Annotated in this window: 12 protein-coding genes; all 12 read left to right on the top strand. The window is 60.2% G+C overall.

The window, feature by feature from the left end:
• Nucleotides 1-4 precede the first annotated feature (4 nt).
• The 12 genes from AB7M22_RS04225 (at nt 5) to pseC (ending at nt 17,953) form a co-directional block, all read left to right on the top strand.
• Nucleotides 5-1,570 carry a flagellar hook-associated protein 3 gene (locus tag AB7M22_RS04225; RefSeq protein ID WP_454185341.1) on the top strand — a complete coding sequence of 522 codons (1,566 nt, stop codon included), beginning with the start codon at nt 5-7 and terminating at the stop codon, nt 1,568-1,570.
• 93 nt (nt 1,571-1,663) lie between these two features.
• Nucleotides 1,664-5,236 carry a glycosyltransferase gene (locus AB7M22_RS04230; protein WP_454185342.1) on the top strand — a complete coding sequence of 1,191 codons (3,573 nt, stop codon included), beginning with the start codon at nt 1,664-1,666 and terminating at the stop codon, nt 5,234-5,236.
• Nucleotides 5,237-6,489: 1,253 nt separating this feature from the next.
• On the top strand, nt 6,490-7,263 hold the full coding sequence (gene rfbF, locus AB7M22_RS04235; RefSeq protein ID WP_454185343.1) for a glucose-1-phosphate cytidylyltransferase: 774 nt from the start codon (nt 6,490-6,492) through the stop codon (nt 7,261-7,263).
• Nucleotides 7,245-8,327: a CDP-glucose 4,6-dehydratase gene (gene rfbG / locus AB7M22_RS04240; RefSeq protein ID WP_454185344.1), complete on the top strand. Its 1,083-nt coding sequence runs from the start codon at nt 7,245-7,247 to the stop codon at nt 8,325-8,327. Before rfbF ends, rfbG begins: the two co-directional genes overlap by 19 nt.
• Nucleotides 8,324-8,884 carry a dTDP-4-dehydrorhamnose 3,5-epimerase family protein gene (locus AB7M22_RS04245; RefSeq protein WP_454185345.1) on the top strand — a complete coding sequence of 187 codons (561 nt, stop codon included), beginning with the start codon at nt 8,324-8,326 and terminating at the stop codon, nt 8,882-8,884. Before rfbG ends, AB7M22_RS04245 begins: the two co-directional genes overlap by 4 nt.
• Entirely contained in the window at nt 8,881-10,107 is a 1,227-nt protein-coding gene (locus tag AB7M22_RS04250) for a methyltransferase domain-containing protein (protein ID WP_454185346.1), read from the top strand. The genes AB7M22_RS04245 and AB7M22_RS04250 overlap by 4 nt, the downstream gene beginning before the upstream one ends.
• The gene (locus AB7M22_RS04255; RefSeq protein ID WP_454185347.1) at nt 10,104-10,961 is read left to right on the top strand and encodes an NAD-dependent epimerase/dehydratase family protein; all 858 of its coding nucleotides are present in this window, start codon (nt 10,104-10,106) and stop codon (nt 10,959-10,961) included. The genes AB7M22_RS04250 and AB7M22_RS04255 overlap by 4 nt, the downstream gene beginning before the upstream one ends.
• Entirely contained in the window at nt 10,951-12,021 is a 1,071-nt protein-coding gene (locus AB7M22_RS04260; protein ID WP_454185348.1) for a class I SAM-dependent methyltransferase, read from the top strand. The genes AB7M22_RS04255 and AB7M22_RS04260 overlap by 11 nt, the downstream gene beginning before the upstream one ends.
• A 17-nt stretch (nt 12,022-12,038) precedes the next feature.
• Nucleotides 12,039-12,776, top strand: a complete 738-nt coding sequence (locus AB7M22_RS04265; RefSeq protein WP_007894174.1) for a cephalosporin hydroxylase family protein — start codon at nt 12,039-12,041, stop codon at nt 12,774-12,776.
• 51 nt (nt 12,777-12,827) lie between these two features.
• Nucleotides 12,828-15,761, top strand: coding sequence for a TIGR00180 family glycosyltransferase (locus AB7M22_RS04270; protein ID WP_454185349.1), 2,934 nt, complete (start codon nt 12,828-12,830; stop codon nt 15,759-15,761).
• A gap of 30 nt (nt 15,762-15,791) precedes the next feature.
• Nucleotides 15,792-16,793, top strand: a complete 1,002-nt coding sequence (gene pseB, locus AB7M22_RS04275) for a UDP-N-acetylglucosamine 4,6-dehydratase (inverting) (protein WP_007894176.1) — start codon at nt 15,792-15,794, stop codon at nt 16,791-16,793.
• Entirely contained in the window at nt 16,790-17,953 is a 1,164-nt protein-coding gene (pseC, locus tag AB7M22_RS04280) for a UDP-4-amino-4,6-dideoxy-N-acetyl-beta-L-altrosamine transaminase (RefSeq protein ID WP_454185350.1), read from the top strand. The genes pseB and pseC overlap by 4 nt, the downstream gene beginning before the upstream one ends.
• Nucleotides 17,954-17,972: the final 19 nt, after the last annotated feature.

The raw sequence follows: 17,972 nt of genomic DNA on the forward strand, positions 1-17,972 counted from the left end.
GCCCATGCGCATTTCTACAGCCCAGTTTTACGAGTCCTCTGCCGCCAACTATCAGAAGAACTTCTCCAACGTGGTCAAAAGCAGCGAAGAGGCCAGCAGCCTCGTTCGCGTCAACACCGCTGCCGATGATCCGGTCGGTGCTTCGCGCTTGCTGCAATTGGGTCAACAGGCTTCGATGCTCGATCAATACGAAGCCAACGCCACCACCATCAAGGCGACGCTGGGCGCCACCGAAGCGGTGATGACCAGCATCAATAACGTGCTGCAGCGCGCCAGGGAACTGGCCGTCGGTGCCGGCAACGCCAGTTACACCGATGCCGACCGCCAGGCCAACGCATCGGAGCTGGGGCAGATCGAAGAACAGTTGCAGAGCCTGATGAACACCAAGGACGAGAACGGCAAGTACATCTTCGCCGGCTCCAAGGGCGACACCGTGCCGTTCACCCGCAACGACGATGGCACCTACAGCTACAACGGTGACCAGGTGACGCTTGACCTGGCGATCGGCGACAACATGTCGATGGCCACCAACAGCACCGGTTGGGAGGTGTTCCAGCAAGCGATCAACACCAGCCGCAGCGAGGTCACCCGGACTGCGCCGGTCGTGGATGATGGCCGTGTCGTCCTGTCCAATGGTCAGGTGTCGTCGAGCCTGACCTACAACAGCAAATTCCGTTCGGGTGAGCCGTACACCGTTGACTTCATCAGCGGCACCCAGTTGAAAATCACCGATTCGGGTGGCAGCGACGTGACCGCCGAAGCCAGTCAGGGCGGTGCGTTCAATCCGGCCACCGCCGCTGGCCAGACCGTGTCGTTCCGCGGTGTTGATCTGACCCTGAACATCAATCTGGCAGCCGGTGACACCGCCGCTGCCGTGCTGCCGGGCCATAGCTTTACCCTGGCGGCCAAGCCTGACACCTTTACGGCGACTCGCAGCCCGGGCAACCCGACACCGACTCAGGTGACTGGCAGCAGCATCACCAACCCGGTGGCTTACCACGCCAGTTTCCCGACCGGTTCGGCGGTGATGAAGTTCACCAGCGCCACCGCTTTCGACTTGTATGCGGCACCGTTGACGGCCAACAGCAAAATAGTCTCTTCCGGCACTGTAGCGGCCGGCGTTGCGACCGCCTCGGGCGTGAGTTTCAACCTGTCCGGTGCACCGGCGGCAGGCGACCAGTTCAGCGTGGCGGTCAACACTCACGAAACCCAGAACATTCTGGACACCGTGAGCCAACTGAAAACGGCGCTGAACACGCCAACCAATGGCAATCCAATCCTGACCCAGAAGCTGCAAGCCTCCCTTGCTTCGGGCATCGGCAACCTGGCGAGCGGCAACGATCAGTTGTCCAGTGCGCTGAGTTCGGTGGGCGGTCGCGGTTCTGCCCTGGATACCCAGAGCGATACCAATCAGAGCCTGGTCCTGGCCAACACCCAGACCCAGTCGGCGATCCGCGATTCCGATCCGGCCGAAGTGATGACTCGCCTGACCTTGCAACAAACCATGTTGCAAGCGTCGCAACTGGCCTTCAGCAAGATTGCTCAACTGGGCTTGTTCAACAAGATCTAAGCCTGTGTCTGTCGAGCTGCCAACCGTCTTTTCCTAAGCGGTTACGACGCCTCTGCCTGAAAGGGCAGAGGCTCGCCGCTCGAGAGTTTCGTCGTGAATCAACACCCTCTAGTCAGTATCGTCATCCCCGCCTTCAACCCGCGCTTCTTCAGCCAGGCGCTGGAAAGTTCGCTCGCTCAAACCTATGAGAACGTCGAAATCGTCATTTGTGATGATTCGTCGTCCGACGAGATTCGCGACATCGTCGAGTCGTTTGCTGACCCAGTGCACACCGTTCGTTACCTGCGTAACCCCAAGCGTCTCGGCCTGCAAAAGAACCTGCTGCGCTGCGTCGAAGCAGCTCAAGGCGAGTTCATCAAAGTGCTTTGCGATGACGACCGTCTGTTCGCGCCGAGTATTGCCCTGCAAGCCCAGGTGCTGATCGATCATCCCGAGGCTACTCTCGTTTGCGCCCTGCGGATGATGAGCGATGCCAACAACTTCATCTTGCCTCCACGGATCGATAACTGCCGTTTTTCGCCCATCGATTCGTTGCTCAAGGGCGATGACATGTTGGCGATTTTCGAGAGCACGCCGAAGAATTTCATCGGCAACTTCAGCTCGACGCTGATGCGCCGTGCCGATGTGCTCGAGCTGTTGCCTGCGCTGATTCAGGAAGATTGCGGCTTTGTCGCGATGCTTGATTTCGCTTTGTTCGTTTGCCTGTTGCGTCGCGGTAACCTGGCGGCGTTGAACACCGTGCTGAGTACCGAGCGTCAGTACCCGGAGCGCCTGAGCAAAACCCTGGAAATGACTCGGGCCGCCGTGCAGGAATGGGAATGGCTGGCGCAAATGCTGACAGCACGCGGTGGCGAGTCGGCACCGGCCTCGGGCTGGGTGCGCAGCGTTGATTTGAGCAAGGCCTCTGAAGAACCGCGCCAGTGGGAAGAGTTGTGCGTTGTGCGCGTGCTGGGTAACCGCAACACCGTGGTCAATGGTCGAGTGGGCGGCAATAGCGACAGCTATGCCGATTTCTACCGCGAGTGGCTGGCGGTTCGCACATTCAACCCGGCGGAAGCGCGCCATATGCCGGAACGTATCAGCCGCTGGGCTGTGCGTCCGAACCTGGTGCCGATCATCATCGACACCGAATCTGACAGCGCCGGTCTAAAAGCCACACTGGCCAGCATCGGCACTCAACTGTACGCACCGCAAGCGGTGATCGTGCTGTCCAACGCCGATTGCGATGCCGACGATAAAGTGCTGCAGTTGCCGCTTGAGTCGAACTGGTCGCAACAACTCAATGCCGTGGTGCCGCAACTGGAAGGCGCGCATTGGTTCTATCTGCTGCGGGCGGGTGACACGTTGCGCGAGTCGGCGCTGCTGGTGCTGGCCGAGCGCATCGCCGGCACGCCGGGCATGCTGTGTGCCTATAGCGATGAAGGCGCGCTGGTCGAGGGTGAGTCCCTCGACCCGGTGTTCAAACCTGACTTCAACCTCGACCTCATGCGTTCCTACCCCTACGTCGGGCGAACACTGGCGTTCGAGCGGCAGCGCTTTTTGGCAGTGGGCGGTTTCGATCCGGCTCACGGCGAACTGGCTCCGCACGATTTGCTCTGGCGTCTGGTGGAGGAGGCCGGGTTGCACACCATCGAGCACATTGCCGAGATTCAGGTGGAGTCGACTCAGACCTTTCCCGACTGGATGTCGTTGCCTGAGGTGATCGAGGGCAGTGAGGCGTTGGTCAGTGCTCACCTGACACGCATCGGTCTGGAACACCGAATTCGCCATGAAGAGTTGTCGCTGCTCAATCGTATCGATTACCTGCACGGCCACCGACCTTTGGTCTCGATCATCATTGCGGCAGGCACGTCGCTGGCCGCGTTGCAGCGCTGCACCGAAAGTCTGATCGAAAATACCACCTACACCGAATACGAAATCCTGATTGTCGATGAAGGTCGCGGCGATTCGGCGATGGCCGACTGGCTGAGTGCGATGGCCCAGTTGGGCGCGGCGATGCTGCGGGTGCTGCGTTATGACGAGCGTTCCGGTGAAGCGGCCATCGTCAACTTCGCAGCCAGTCACGCCCGTGGCGAATATCTGTTGACGCTCAGCCCGCGCAGCGTGATTTGCGCGGGCGACTGGCTCGCCGAACTGCTCAATCACGCCCAGCGCCCGGAAGTCGGCGTGGTGGGTGCGCGGCTGCTGGGCTCCAATGGCGCGATCGTCTCCGCCGGTCTGATTCTGGGGCTGGCCGGGCCTGCCACTTCGCCGTTTCTCGGCGAGCATGCCAGTGCCCGGGGTTACATGCAGCGTCTGCAAGTAGCGCAGAACTGGAGTGCTGTCAGCAGTGATTGCCTGATGGTACGCAAAGAGGTATTCGACAGCCTGGGTCAATTGGATGAGGCTCAGTTCAACCTGGGCCTTGGTGGTGTTGATCTGTGCCTCAAGGCGGATAAAAACGGCTACCTGATTGTCTGGACGCCTTTTGCAACCGTGATGATGGGTGATGACGCGTCGCCCGCAACGTCGCAGGCCGATGTGCAGGCGCAGGTGCTTGAACACGAAACCTTCTACAAAAAGTGGCTGCCGAAAATCTCCCGTGATCCGGCCTACAATCCGGCGCTGACGCTCGGCGTGGCGAGCTTCAGTCTGGAGCCTTCGCTGCGTAATAACTGGAATCCGTTCTGCCATCGCGACCTGCCGCTGATTCTCGGGTTGCCGGTCAACGAGTCGGCGATTGGGCATTACCGTGTGACTGCACCTCTGGCAGAGCTTGAGGCGGCGGGACGAGTCATTGCACGCGTGGCCTACGAGTCGCCGTCGACCGTGGAAATCGAGCGTCTGTCGCCCGACACCATTATCTTGCAAGGTCGCTATAGCGACGGCTCGGCGGCAGACATTCTGCGCATGAAGAAGTACTCCAGTGCCCTGCGGATTTTCGAGCTGGACGACTACATTGTCAGCACGCCAAAAAAGAACAGCCACGCCCGCAACAAGCCAGTCAACACCGAACAGATGTTGCGTGATGGCATCGCCCTGTGCGATCGCGTGGTGGTGACGACGCAGGCGCTGGCCGATGTGTTGTCGAGCATGCACAGTGAAATTCGCGTGGTGCCCAACATGCTGCCGCCCGCTCCATGGGCGACCTTGACCAGTCAGCGCCGCACCTCGAAAAAACCACGGGTTGGCTGGGGTGGCGGTACCAGTCATACCGGCGATCTGGAGATCATTGCCGAGGTGGTCCGTGAGCTGGCCAATGAGGTGGAGTGGGTATTCTTCGGTATGTGTCCGGACGCCTTGCGTCCTTACATCCATGAATTCCATGGCACCATCGATTTGCAGAGTTATCCGTACAAACTGGCTAGCCTGAACCTCGATCTGGCGCTGGCGCCGTTGGAGTTCCACATCTTCAACGACTGCAAAAGCAACTTGCGGTTACTGGAATATGGCGCGTGCGGTTATCCGGTGATTTGCACTGATACCCGTGCTTATGACGGTTTCTTGCCGTGCACCAAAGTTTTGAGCAACAGCACTGAGGAGTGGTTGCAGGCGATCCGCATGCACCTGGCTGATCCGGATGCCAGCTATCGCATGGGGGATGAATTGCGGGAAGCGGTGCATCGGGATTTCATGTTGCGTGGGGATAATCTTCAGCATTGGTTGTGGGGGTGGTTGCCGGACTGATTTTTTTTAGTCTGTGTACATATCCGTTTCTGCGGTCACGGCTTCTATTGGTTTCGCTTTACAGCGAGTCACTTTCGAAAAGCGCGAAAGTAACCAAAGCGCTTTTGCCCCTGTCGTTCGGTGCCTCGCCCAGGCTCGGCATGCCCTCGCTCCGGTCCTGCTCCGTGGGCCCGCCGCCATCGGCCATCCATGGCCGGGGGCGGCTAACCCGGCATCCATGCCGGGTTGCCCACTGCGCAGAACCTCCACTCGGCCTCTCGAGGGGGCGGTGCATCAAGATCAAAAGCTGCAGGCGAGCTAACGCTCGACCTATTGAGTGGTGAGGGGCGGGTGTACACCGCCCTATTTGTAGGAGCGAGGCTTGCCCGCGAAGGCGGCCTGACAGCCGACCAATCTCTTGCAGATGCACATCATCCCCTGTGGGAGCGGGCTTGCTCGCGAAGCTGTTGATCTTGCCGTTGCTTTGGCTTTGGCTTTTGATCTTGATCTGCCGCCCCTTTCCCAGAGGCCGAACGCAGGCATTGCGTAGGGGGCACCGCGGCAAGGATGCCGCGGTAGCCGCCCCCGGCCATGGATGGCCGATGGCGGCGGGCCCCCGGAGCAATGCCGGAGTGAGGGTATGCCGAGCCCAAGCGAGGCACCGAATGGCGGGGCAAAAGCGCTTTGGTTACTTTCGCGCTTTTCGAAAGTGACTCGCTGTAAAAGCGAAACCGCCAGCCGACGCTACCGCAGAAACGGATATGTAAACAATCAAAGACCCCAGTCGACTATCAGGCCGCCTTCGCGGGCAAGCCTCGCTCCTACAAAGGCGGGCGATAACCGCCAGCGGCCGTGACCGCAGAAACGGATATGTAAACGATCAAAGAGCCCGGTCGGCTATGGCCGCCTTCGCAGGCAAGCCAGCTCCCACAGGGATGATGTACATCTGCAAGAGACTGGTCGACTATCAGACCGCCTTCGCGGGCAAGCCTCGCTCCTACAAGGGCGGGCGATAACCGCCAGCCGCCGTTACCCAAAAAACGGATATGTACATAAATCCAAAGTCCACCTCCCGCCCCTAAAAACCACAACCCCCCCATCAGTCGCCCACCCCAGACAATTGGCTCACTTCCTGCAAGTCCCCCATATATCGCCATAAAACCTTCACCCCAAAGGCGTGAAGGCCCCAGTGGCTGCGGGTAAATGATGTGCATCTGACGGTTCGCCGACCCTTGCGGGGGTGGCCAAACCGCACGAAGAGCAAGAGGACAGCGATGAAGGCAGTAATTCTGGCAGGTGGTCTCGGTACGCGGATCAGCGAAGAGTCGCACCTCAAGCCCAAGCCAATGATCGAAATCGGCGGCAAGCCAATTCTTTGGCACATCATGAAACAGTACTCGGCCCACGGGATTCATGACTTCGTGATCTGCCTTGGCTACAAGGGCTACGCAATCAAGGATTTCTTCGCCAACTACTTCCTGCACACCTCCGACGTCACCTTCGACATGTGCAACAACCGCATGGACGTTCACCAGAACTACAGCGAACCATGGCGCGTGACCCTGATCGACACCGGTGAAGACACCATGACCGGTGGCCGTCTGCGCCGTGCCGCGCGTTATCTGGAAGGTGAACAGGCGTTTTGCTTCACCTACGGCGACGGCGTCTCGGACCTCAATATTGGCGCTCTCGTGGACTTCCACCTGGCCCACGGCAAGCTGGCTACTGTGACCGCCGTGCAGCCGCCAGGCCGTTATGGCGCTCTGGAGCGCGACGGTGACAGCGTTAAAGGATTCATTGAGAAGCCACGCGGTGACGGCGGCTGGATCAATGGTGGTTTCTTTGTGCTGTCGCCAAAAGTGCTGCCGTACATTGGCGACGATCAAACTTCCTGGGAAGCCGAGCCGCTGGCCGCGCTGGCCAGCGAACAGCAGTTGCAAGCTTTCCAACACGATGGTTTCTGGCATCCGATGGACACCCTGCGCGACAAAAACCACCTTGAGCAGTTGTGGCTGAGCGGGGAGGCCCCATGGAAACAATGGGATTGAGCCAGGAGTTCTGGCGCGGCAAGCGCGTTCTGCTGACCGGCCACACCGGTTTCAAGGGCAGTTGGCTGACGTTGTGGCTGCAAAGCCTGGGTGCCGAGGTCAGCGGTTTTTCGCTTGACCCATCGACCGAGCCGAGTCTGTTCGAACTGGCGCGGGTGGCCGAAGGCATCAACGATCAGCGCGGCGACTTGCGTGATCTGGGCGCCTTGCTGGAACTGATCGCCGAGGTGCAGCCGGAAATCGTCCTGCACCTGGCGGCCCAACCGCTGGTGCGCGAAGGCTATCGCGACCCGCTGGGGACTTACTCCAGCAACGTCATGGGCACCCTCAATCTGCTCGAAGCGATCCGCCAGGTCGGCGGCGTGCGCGCCTGCGTGCTGGTGACCACCGATAAGGTTTATGCGAACAAGGAATGGCTGTGGCCATATCGCGAGGACGAAGCCCTCGGCGGCCATGATCCTTACAGCAGCAGCAAGGCGTGCTGTGAATTGTTGGCGCAATCTTATGCAGCATCGTTTTTCCCGGCTGACAAGTACGCCGAGCACGGTCTGGCGTTGGCCACCGCGCGTGCAGGCAACGTGTTGGGCGGTGGAGATTTTGCACCGGAACGTTTGATTCCTGACGTGCTCAAGGCCTGGTCCGCAGACGAGCCCGTGACCCTGCGCTACCCGCAAGCCGTGCGCCCGTGGCAGCACGCTCTTGAGCCTTTGGCGGGGTATCTGCAACTGGCCGCCGGCCTTTACGAGCAAGGCCCGGAGTTTGCCGGCGCGTGGAACTTCGGCCCGGGCGAAGCGGACATGTGCAGTGTCGGCGAAGTGGTCGAGCTGCTCGCCAGCCGCTGGCCACAAGCGCGCGGCTTGCGCATCGAATCGAGTGATTTGCATGAGGCCGGTCTGTTGCGTCTGGACAGCAGCCGCGCCCGTCAACTGTTGGCCTGGCAACCGCGCTGGTCGTTGCAGCAATGCCTGACCCAAACCCTCGATTGGCACCTGGCGTGGCAGAACGGCGATGACATGCGCGCTATCACCCTGGGCCAGTTGAACCTGTACCGAGGCGCGCTGTGAGCGAATTTCTGTTGAAAGCCTTGCCGCTGGCCGGTTTGTTCAGCGTGCAGCACAAACGCGTCGAAGATGATCGCGGGCACTTCTCGCGGCTGTTTTGCGAAGGCAGCCTGAGCGCCTTCGGCCAGCCGTTTCATATTCGCCAGATCAACCATTCCTGCACCCGCGAACGCGGCAGTGTGCGCGGTTTGCATTACCAGAACGCCAATGCGCCGGAAGCCAAGTTGATCACCTGCCTGCGTGGTGAAGTCTGGGACGTAGCGGTGGATTTGCGGCCCGGCTCCGAGACATTCCTGCACTGGCACGCCGAACACCTGCGGGCCGGCGATGGTCGCAGCCTGCTGATCCCGGCCGGGTTCGCCCACGGCTTCCAGACCCTTACCGATGATGCTGAATTGCTCTACCTGCACAGCGCCAATTACACGCCTGCGCACGAGGGCGGTTTGAGCGTCAACGATCCACGGTTGGCCATCGCCTGGCCGTTGCCTGTCAATAATCTGTCGGCGCGGGATTCCAGCCATCCCTTGCTCGATGAACATTTCGCTGGAGTGCGTGTATGAATTGCCGTGGTTGCGGTACTCCTCTGGCTTTGCCGCTGATCGACCTGGGCACCTCGCCGCCGTCCAACGCTTACGTGCGCGCCGATCAACTTGAGCAAGCCGAACAATGGGTGCCATTGAAAGTTGCGGTGTGTCAACAGTGCTGGCTGGTGCAAACCGAGGATTACACCAGTGCCGACAGCCTGTTCGATGCCGAGTATGCGTATTTCAGTTCGTTCTCCAGCACTTGGCTGGCCCACGCCGAGCGCTATGTGGCGCAGATGGTCGAGCGCTTTGGCCTGACCGCTGAAAGCCGCGTGGTGGAAGTCGCCGCCAATGACGGTTACCTCTTGCAGTACGTGGCCGGGCGCGGCATCCCTTGCCTGGGCGTCGAACCGACCCGCAGCACCGCGCAAGCGGCGCGGGAAAAAGGCCTGGAGATTAGCGAACTGTTCTTCGGCCGTGATACCGCTGCGCAGCTGAACAGCGAAGGCTGGGCCGCCGACCTGATGGCCGCCAACAACGTGTTGGCCCACGTGCCGGACATCAATGATTTCCTCGGTGGTTTCGCCACTTTGCTCAAGCCGACCGGTGTGGCGACGTTCGAGTTTCCGCAACTGCTGACGCTGATGGCGGGGCAGCAGTTCGATACGCTGTATCACGAGCATTATTCCTACCTGTCCCTGACCGCCGTGCAGGCCTTGTGCGAGCGCAATGGGCTGGAGGTGTTCGATGTCAGTCAGCTGTCGACCCATGGCGGTTCGCTGCGGGTGTTCGTCCAGCGTATCGATGGCGAACGACGCGAAGTGCAGTCAGCGGTTCAGCAGCAGTTGCAGGCCGAACTTGCAGCGGGGGTGAAAACGCCCGAGTACTACGCGACCCTGGCGCCCGCCGCCGAACGCATCAAGCACCAACTGCTGCGCTTTCTGTTGCAGGCCAAGGCCGACGGCAAGCGTGTGGTCGGTTATGGCGCCGCGGCCAAGGGCAACACCTTGCTCAACTACGCCGGGGTCAAGCCGGACTTGTTGGCCTGGGTTGCCGATGCCAATCCGCACAAACAGGGCAAGTACCTGCCGGGCAGCCGCATTCCAATTGTTTCGCCGGCGCAGATCGATCTGGAGAAACCCGATTACATCCTGGTGCTGCCATGGAATCTGTTGCACGAAGTCAGTCAGCAACTGGCCCAGGTGCGTCAGTGGGACGGCCGCTTCGTGATCGCCGTGCCTGAGTTGACCGTCCTGTGAAAGTGCTCGTGACCGGTGCCACCGGGTTCGTCGGCCGACACTTGGTCGAAGCCTTGCTCGCCCGTGGCTGTGAAGTCCGGGCCGTGGCGCGTAACGCCGAGGCCGCTGCGAGTTTGCCGTGGATCAATGCCGTGGAGTTCATCGCGGCGGATATTCACGCCGACGATCTGAACATTCCGGCGTTGACCGATGGCATCGACGCCCTGGCGCATCTGGCGTGGCCGGGGTTGCCGAACTATCAGGCGCTGTTCCATTTCGAGCATAACTTGATGGCCGATTACCGGTTCATCAAGGGCGCGGTCGAGGCGGGCGTGTCGCAAGTGCTGATCACTGGCACCTGTTTCGAATACGGCCTGCAGAGTGGGCCGCTCAGCGAGCAGACCGAGACGCGGCCGAGTAATCCTTACGGGTTGGCGAAGAACACGCTGCGGCTGTTCCTCGAAAATCTGCAGCGGCTTCAACCGTTCACCCTGCAATGGGCGCGACTGTTTTACTTGCACGGCGAGGGGCAAAACCCGAACAGTCTGCTCGCAGCGCTGGACCGGGCAATTGATGCCGGTGACGAGTGCTTCAACATGTCCGCCGGCGAACAGCTGCGCGATTACCTGGCGATTGAAACGGCGGCCGGTTACCTCGCTGCGATCCTGCAACAGCGTGAGTTCGACGGCGTGATCAATTGCTGCAGCGGCCAGCCGATATCGGTCAGAGCGCTGGTCGAACAACGGCTGCGTGAACGCGGCGCGTCGATCGATTTGAACCTGGGTCATTACCCATACGCGATCCACGAGCCGATGGCGTTCTGGGGCGTGGCGGACCGCTTGCAACAGCTACTGGGAGCAGAGCATGAAGCATGAGTTGTATCGGGTCGCCGACCTGCCGGTGTTGCAGAACCGTACCTTTGCCGACGCGCAATCGGCGAAAGCTTCTGCCTGCGCCGACATGGTGCTGGTGCAGGACGAGCAGAGCGGGTTGATCTTCAACCAGGCCTTCGATGCCAACAAGCTCAGCTACGACGCCGATTATCAGAACGAGCAGGCTCATTCCGGCCAGTTCCAGAAGCACCTGAGCGATGTCGAAGGGATTATTGCCCGTCACTTCAAGGGGCAGGAACTGATCGAGGTCGGCTGTGGCAAAGGCTACTTTCTTGAACTCCTGAAAGGCCTGGGCTACGCCATCACCGGTATCGACCCGGCCTACGAAGGCGACAGCGCCGATGTGATCAAGGCGCCGTTCACTCGCGGTCTGGGTCTGTCGGCGGACGCTATCGTGCTGCGTCACGTGCTGGAGCATATCCAGGACCCGGTGAATTTTCTCGCCGAGATGGCCGATGCCAATCAGGGCGGGCAGATCTACATCGAAGTGCCGTGCTTCGACTGGATCCTGGAGCATCGTGCCTGGTTCGACCTGTTCTACGAGCACGTCAATTATTTCCGCCTCGATGACCTGCGCCGGATGTTCGGCAAGGTGCATGAGGCCGGTCACCTGTTCGGTGGCCAATACCTGTACATCGTCGCCGACCTTGCGACATTGCGTCTGACGCCGGAGCAACCGGTGCCGCGCCTCGAGCTGCCTGAAGGTTTCACCAGCAGCCTTGAGCACGCGGTGCAGATTATTCAGGCCGCACCCGAGCAAGGTTCGGCGATCTGGGGCGCGTCGTCCAAAGGCGTGATTTATTCGCTGTTCCTGCAACGAGCGGGTGTGGCGGTGGATCGCGTGGTGGATATCAACCCGGCCAAACAGGGCCGATATCTGCCCCTGAGCGGCGCGCGGGTGTCCTCGCCGCAAGAGGCCATGGACGCGCTGCCCGAAGGCGCCAACCTGTTTGTGATGAACTCCAATTACCTCGAAGAAATCAAGCGGATGACCGGTGGACGCTACGTCTACCACGCCGTCGACAGCGCTTCGTTCCAGTGACTATTGAGATTCCAGAAATGACCGACAACACTATCAATAAAGCCTTCGAAGCCGAATGCCAAGCAGAAATCGCAGCCCAGGGCGACGACCAGAAACTCACCGGCCTGGCCCAGGATTTTTTCAACCAGTCGGCCAAGCACAAGTACAGCTACCACTTCTCGTGGATGGGCCGTCCGATCATCCAGTTGCCACAAGACATGATGGCGATGCAGGAAATCATCTGGCAGGTCAAACCCGACCTGGTGATCGAATGCGGCATCGCCCACGGCGGTTCGATCATCTACTACGCCTCGTTGCTGGAGCTGCAAGGCCACGGTGAAGTGCTGGGCATCGACCTCGACATTCGCCCGCACAACCGCGAAGCCATCGAAAGCCACCCGATGAGCAAGCGCATCAAAATGATTGAAGGTTCGAGCATCGACGCGGCCATCGCCGAGCAAGTGCGTGCTGCGGCCGAAGGCAAGAAAGTCATTCTGGTACTCGACTCCAACCATACCCACGACCACGTGCTGGAAGAGCTGCGCCTGTACGCGCCACTGGTTTCGGTTGGCAGCTACTGCGTGGTCATGGACACCGTGGTTGAAGACATGCCAGCCGACTTCTTCCCTGATCGTCCATGGGGCCCGGGCGACAACCCGAAGACCGCCGTGTGGAAATACCTGGAAGAAAACGCTGACTTCGAAATCGACCGTCAGTTGCAGAACAAGCTGCTGATCACCGTGGCGCCGGACGGTTATCTGCGTCGCGTTCGTTAATTACTATTGAATGTAGGTTCTCGGCGTCTGGCCGGTTGTGGGGATAGAAATATGCGCGTTCAAAACACTGCTCGAAACGATGTGGCACCGCTGAATGAACGGTTGACGGTGGTGGTGATCTCCCACAACCGCAATGCCTATCTGCGGCGTACCTTGCAGTATTACAGCAGCTATCCCTGCACGATTCTGGTTCTGGATTCTTCGCTGAAGAGCGACGAGGACATTACCCGTGATTACCCGATGGTCGATTACCGGCACCTGCCGCAATTCACCTACACCGGGTTGCAGGAAAAACTCGCCTATGGCGTGAATCAGGTGACCACGCCGTACATGGTGCTGGCGGCCGATGACGATTTCCTGCTGCACGATGCGGTCACCGAGTCGCTGGAGTTTCTGGAAGACAACGCCGACTACGGCATGTGCCACGGCTACGGAATCATGTACCTGGCCCGCGCCACGGAAGTGAATTACTTCCGTCGCGATCGCAAGGGGCCGGAAGATTACTGCTCGGATCAGGCCGAGGATCGCCTGATGCAATTCATGGGGCACTTCCTGCCGCCGTTCTACGCGGTCAGCCGCACAGCGTTGCTGCAAGACTGGCACAACGCGCTGCTGCCGGGCACCAGCTTCGAGTGGCAGGAAATCGGGCATGCCTATTACATGCTTGCACGCGCCAAGGCGCGGATCTTGCCGATCCCGTTCGCCGTGCGGGAAATCCCCTACGGTGCCTCGGAGCACAACACCAACGTCCTGACGGTGTTGACGCTCAAGGACGCGAAAACCGTTGCCGACCGCGAGCACTTTGCCGAGTTTCTGGCCTCGTTGCCCACCGGTATGAGCCACAAGACGCTGGCCGAGGGCAAGCAGGTTGCACTGGACAGTTTCGCCACCATGGCCGACTGCCTGAATAACATGCGTTCGCTGAAGGGGACGCTGATTTTCACCTCGGCCTGGCTGGAGGCCGGCAAAGAGCCGGTGCGTACGTTTAATACCGAGCAGTTTGTCGAAATGCCGTTCTACAACCAGCCGGTGTTCGATCTGCTGACCGAATTCGAATTCCTTCTGCACACCATGCCCGCCGGTAAATTGCAGTTGCAGGAACTGGAAGGCATTTTGCTCAAGCAGCATGAACTGATGCGCGTTCATCCCAACGACAACGAGCGCACCCTGCGTAGCCGATTGTGGGAAGCCCTGAGCCTCTATGCGTTCAACCGCACCGTCATTGCACGTCTGACCGCGTCGTTGAAAGGCACCGAAGACGAGGAAGAAGGCCTCAAGCTGCAAGCCTGGGCCGAACGCCTGGCGTCGGTGCCGGCACAGGACGAACAGTCACTGTTCCAGAACATGCCGTCCGGGCGCCTGCTGAACTGGTTGGACGCGCGCAGCCCTGATGCGAAACAACTCAAGTCGATTGCGGCGCACTTGGCCAAACACAACGGCGGTCCGCAATTCGGCATCATGTTGCTGGACCTGGACGCCGACATGGTCAAGTTGCAGAGCACCTTTGACAGCCTGGTCAGTGGCCATTGCAAGGCGTTCAAACTGGTGGTGTTCACCACCGGCGATTTGCCGGCAACCACTTCGCCGCGTGACACCGTGCATTTTGTCAAAGTGACCGCGACCAATTACGTCGAACGCATCAACCAGAGTGTCGCCCAGTCTACCGCCGACTGGCTGGTGCTGGCCGAGGCCGGTGATCAGTTCACCGCCAGCGGCCTGCTGCGCGCCAGCCTCGAGTTGATGGGCGCTGAAGGTGTGCGCGCCGTGGCCATGGACGAAATCCAGCGTCAGGAAAACGGTTCCCTGAACGATGTGTTCCGTCCGGGCGTCAATCTCGACCTGCTGCAAACCGTACCGTCGCTGATGGCCCGGCACTGGTTGATTCAGCGTGATGTTCTGGCTGACGCCGGTGGCTACTCGACTGAATACGCATCTGCACTGGAATTCGACTTGCTGCTGCGCCTGATCGAAGACGGCGGGCTGGGTGGCCTGGCGCATCTGGCCGAGCCGCTGCTGATCTGCAACGCTCCATCCGCCGAGGAAAATCCTCACGAACGCCAGACCTTGACCCGTCACCTCCGGGAGCGCGGTTATCGCGGTCAGGTCAGCTCCGAGCTGCCGCAAACCTGGCAGATCGACTACCAGCACGCCGAGCGGCCGAAGGTGTCGATCATCCTGCACAGCCAGGACAATTTAGAGTCGCTGCAAAGCGCCTTGGTCAGCGTGTTGCAACGCACCCGTTATCAGCAGCACGAAATTCTGATTGCCGATAACCACAGCCAATCCGAAGAACTGGCGACCTGGTTGGCCAGCCTGGAAGGCAAGGGCGATCGCCTGCGCGTCTTGCGCTCCGGCAAGCGCCTGAGCACCTCGGCGCTGCATAACTTTGCCGTGCGCGAAGCCAAGGGGGCCTATGTGGTGCTGATGTCGGCCGACGCCGTCGTGGTCAACTCCAACTGGCTCGATAGTTTGCTCAATCAGGCCCAGCGTCCGGAAGTCGGGATTGTTGGCGCCAAGCTGATGGACATTCGTGGCGTCACCACGCAGGCCGGCCTGGTGCTGGGCTTGAACGGCGTGATGGGCTCGGTGTTTATCGATGAGCGCAAAGATGCCAAAGGCTACATGCACGGTCACCAGGTCGAGCAGAACTACTCGGCGGTGTCCGGGGCTTGCATGATGGTGCGCAAGGACCTTTATGAAGCGGTCGGCGGTCTGGACGAAGAGCACTTCGACGAAGCTTTCGGCGATATCGATCTGTGCCTGAAAGCCGCCGATGCCGGCTACCTGATTGTCTGGTGCCCTCAGGCGCAGCTGCTGCACCCGGGCCTGTTGCCTGACGCGCCGCAGACCGCCGCGGCCCTGCAAGACAAGTGGCAAGCGCGCTTCGCACACGATTCGGCCTACAACCAGAACCTGGCCTTGACCGGCAAGGGCTTTACTCTCAGCGAACCGACCAGCGTGAACTGGGCGCAGTTGCTCGCATAAGCCTGGCTGACAGGTAAAAGGACTCAAGGCATGTTCAACGGTAAATCGATTTTCATCTCCGGCGGCACCGGTTCGTTCGGGCGCAATTTCATCCGCCGGCTGCTGGAGCAATACCAGCCCAAGCGCGTGGTGGTGTTTTCCCGCGATGAGCTCAAGCAGTACGAGATGCAGCAGACGTTCAACGCGCCGTGCATGCGTTACTTCATCGGTGATGTGCGTGATGCCGACCGTTTGCGTCAGGCCATGCGCGGTATCGATTACGTGGTGCATGCCGCGGCCCTGAAACAAGTGCCGGCGGCGGAATACAACCCCACTGAATGCATTCGAACCAACGTCAACGGTGCGGAAAACATCATCGCCGCTGCCATCGACAACGGCGTGAAAAAAGTCGTCGCGCTGTCTACCGACAAGGCCGCCAGCCCGATCAACCTGTACGGCGCGACCAAGCTGCTGTCGGACAAACTGTTCGTGGCCGCCAACAACATTGCCGGTGAACAGCAGACCCGCTTTGCCGTGGTGCGCTACGGCAACGTCGCTGGCTCGCGGGGTTCGGTGGTGCCGTTCTTCAGCAAACTGATTGCCGAGGGCGCCAAAGAGCTGCCGATCACCGATGAGCGCATGACGCGTTTCTGGATCACCCTCGATCACGGTGTGAAGTTTGTGCTCGACAGCTTCGCCCGCATGCACGGCGGTGAAGTGTTTGTGCCGAAGATCCCGTCGATTCGCATCGTTGATCTGGCGCAGGGGATGGCTGGACATTTGCCGCACAAAAACGTCGGCATTCGTCCGGGTGAAAAACTCCATGAACTGATGGTGCCGCTGGACGACGCGCGCATGACCCTGGAGTTCGATGATCACTACACCATTCAGCCGTCGATTCGCTTCACCAGCGTCGACGTGGATTTTGCCGTCGACAAACTGGGCGAGCAGGGCCGGCCGGTGAGCGAAGATTTCGAGTACCGCTCCGACACCAACCCGCACTTCCTGTCGGTCGGCCAGATCGCTGACCTGCACGCGGAGCTGTCGGCATGATTCCCTACGGTCGGCAAAGCCTCGATCAGGAAGACATCGATGCGGTGGTTGCCGTGTTGCAGTCTGACTGGCTGACGCAAGGGCCGACCATCGAGCGTTTCGAACAGGCCATGGCCGAACGTTGCCAGGCCGATTTTGCGGTGGCGGTGTGCAATGCCACGGCGGCGCTGCACATTGCCTGTCTGGCGGCGGGACTCGGGCCAGGCGATCGGTTGTGGACCACGCCGAACACTTTTCTGGCCTCGGCCAACTGCGGTCGCTACTGCGGCGCCGAGGTCGATTTTGTCGACATTGATCCGCTGACCTGGAACCTCGACGCCTGCACTTTGGCGTCGAAGCTTGAGATCGCCGAGCGCGATGGCAAGCTGCCGAAAGTGTTGGTGGCGGTGGCGTTCTCCGGGCAGAGCTGCGATATGCGCATGATCGCCGAACTGGCCGAGCGCTATGGTTTTACGGTGATCGAGGACGCTTCCCACGCGGTTGGGGCGTCTTATGCCGGGCGTCCGGTAGGGTGTGGCGATTTCGCGGCGATGACGGTGTTCAGTTTCCACCCGGTGAAGATCATCACCAGCGCCGAAGGCGGCATGGTCCTGACCAACCGCCCGGAACTGGCCGAGCGCTTGCAGCGCCTGCGCAGCCACGGCATGACCCGTGACCCCGCGCAGATGACCGAGCCCAGCCACGGCCCCTGGTACTACCAGCAAGTGGAACTGGGCTTCAATTACCGCATCACCGACCTGCAAGCGGCCCTCGGTCTGTCGCAGCTGAACAAGCTCGATGGCTTCATCGAGCGTCGTCGCGAGTTGGCGGTGCGTTATGAGCGGTTGCTGGCGTACTTGCCGCTGACCTTGCCCAGTGCGCAGCCCGAGGCCGAATCGGCTTGGCATTTGTACGTGGTGCGCTTGCAGACCGACCGAATCAACCTCAGCCATCGACAGGTGTTCGAAGGCTTGCGAGCGGCCGGGGTGGGTGTGAACCTGCACTATATTCCGCTGCACTTGCAGCCGTACTATCGCGACCTGGGTTTTGCCGAGGGGGATTTCCCCCAGGCCGAACGTTATTACGCCGAGGCCATCAGCCTGCCGCTGTTTCCTCTGCTGAGCGATGAACAACAGGATTATGTGGTCGAGCAATTGCGACGACTGATTCTTGATGAGTAGTGACTTGAGGAGTAGTGAC

The organism is Pseudomonas sp. ADAK2 TE3594 (genome assembly GCF_053628675.1).

Excerpts from the sequence above, each read along its gene's own strand:
- AB7M22_RS04225 (WP_454185341.1), top strand. The coding sequence starts at position 5 with ATGCGCATTTCTACAGCCCAGTTTTACGAGTCCTCTGCCGCCAACTAT.
- rfbF (WP_454185343.1), top strand. The coding sequence starts at position 6,490 with ATGAAGGCAGTAATTCTGGCAGGTGGTCTCGGTACGCGGATCAGCGAA.
- rfbG (WP_454185344.1), top strand. The coding sequence starts at position 7,245 with ATGGAAACAATGGGATTGAGCCAGGAGTTCTGGCGCGGCAAGCGCGTT.
- AB7M22_RS04250 (WP_454185346.1), top strand. The coding sequence starts at position 8,881 with ATGAATTGCCGTGGTTGCGGTACTCCTCTGGCTTTGCCGCTGATCGAC.
- AB7M22_RS04260 (WP_454185348.1), top strand. The coding sequence starts at position 10,951 with ATGAAGCATGAGTTGTATCGGGTCGCCGACCTGCCGGTGTTGCAGAAC.
- AB7M22_RS04265 (WP_007894174.1), top strand. The coding sequence starts at position 12,039 with ATGACCGACAACACTATCAATAAAGCCTTCGAAGCCGAATGCCAAGCA.
- AB7M22_RS04270 (WP_454185349.1), top strand. The coding sequence starts at position 12,828 with ATGCGCGTTCAAAACACTGCTCGAAACGATGTGGCACCGCTGAATGAA.
- pseB (WP_007894176.1), top strand. The coding sequence starts at position 15,792 with ATGTTCAACGGTAAATCGATTTTCATCTCCGGCGGCACCGGTTCGTTC.
- pseC (WP_454185350.1), top strand. The coding sequence starts at position 16,790 with ATGATTCCCTACGGTCGGCAAAGCCTCGATCAGGAAGACATCGATGCG.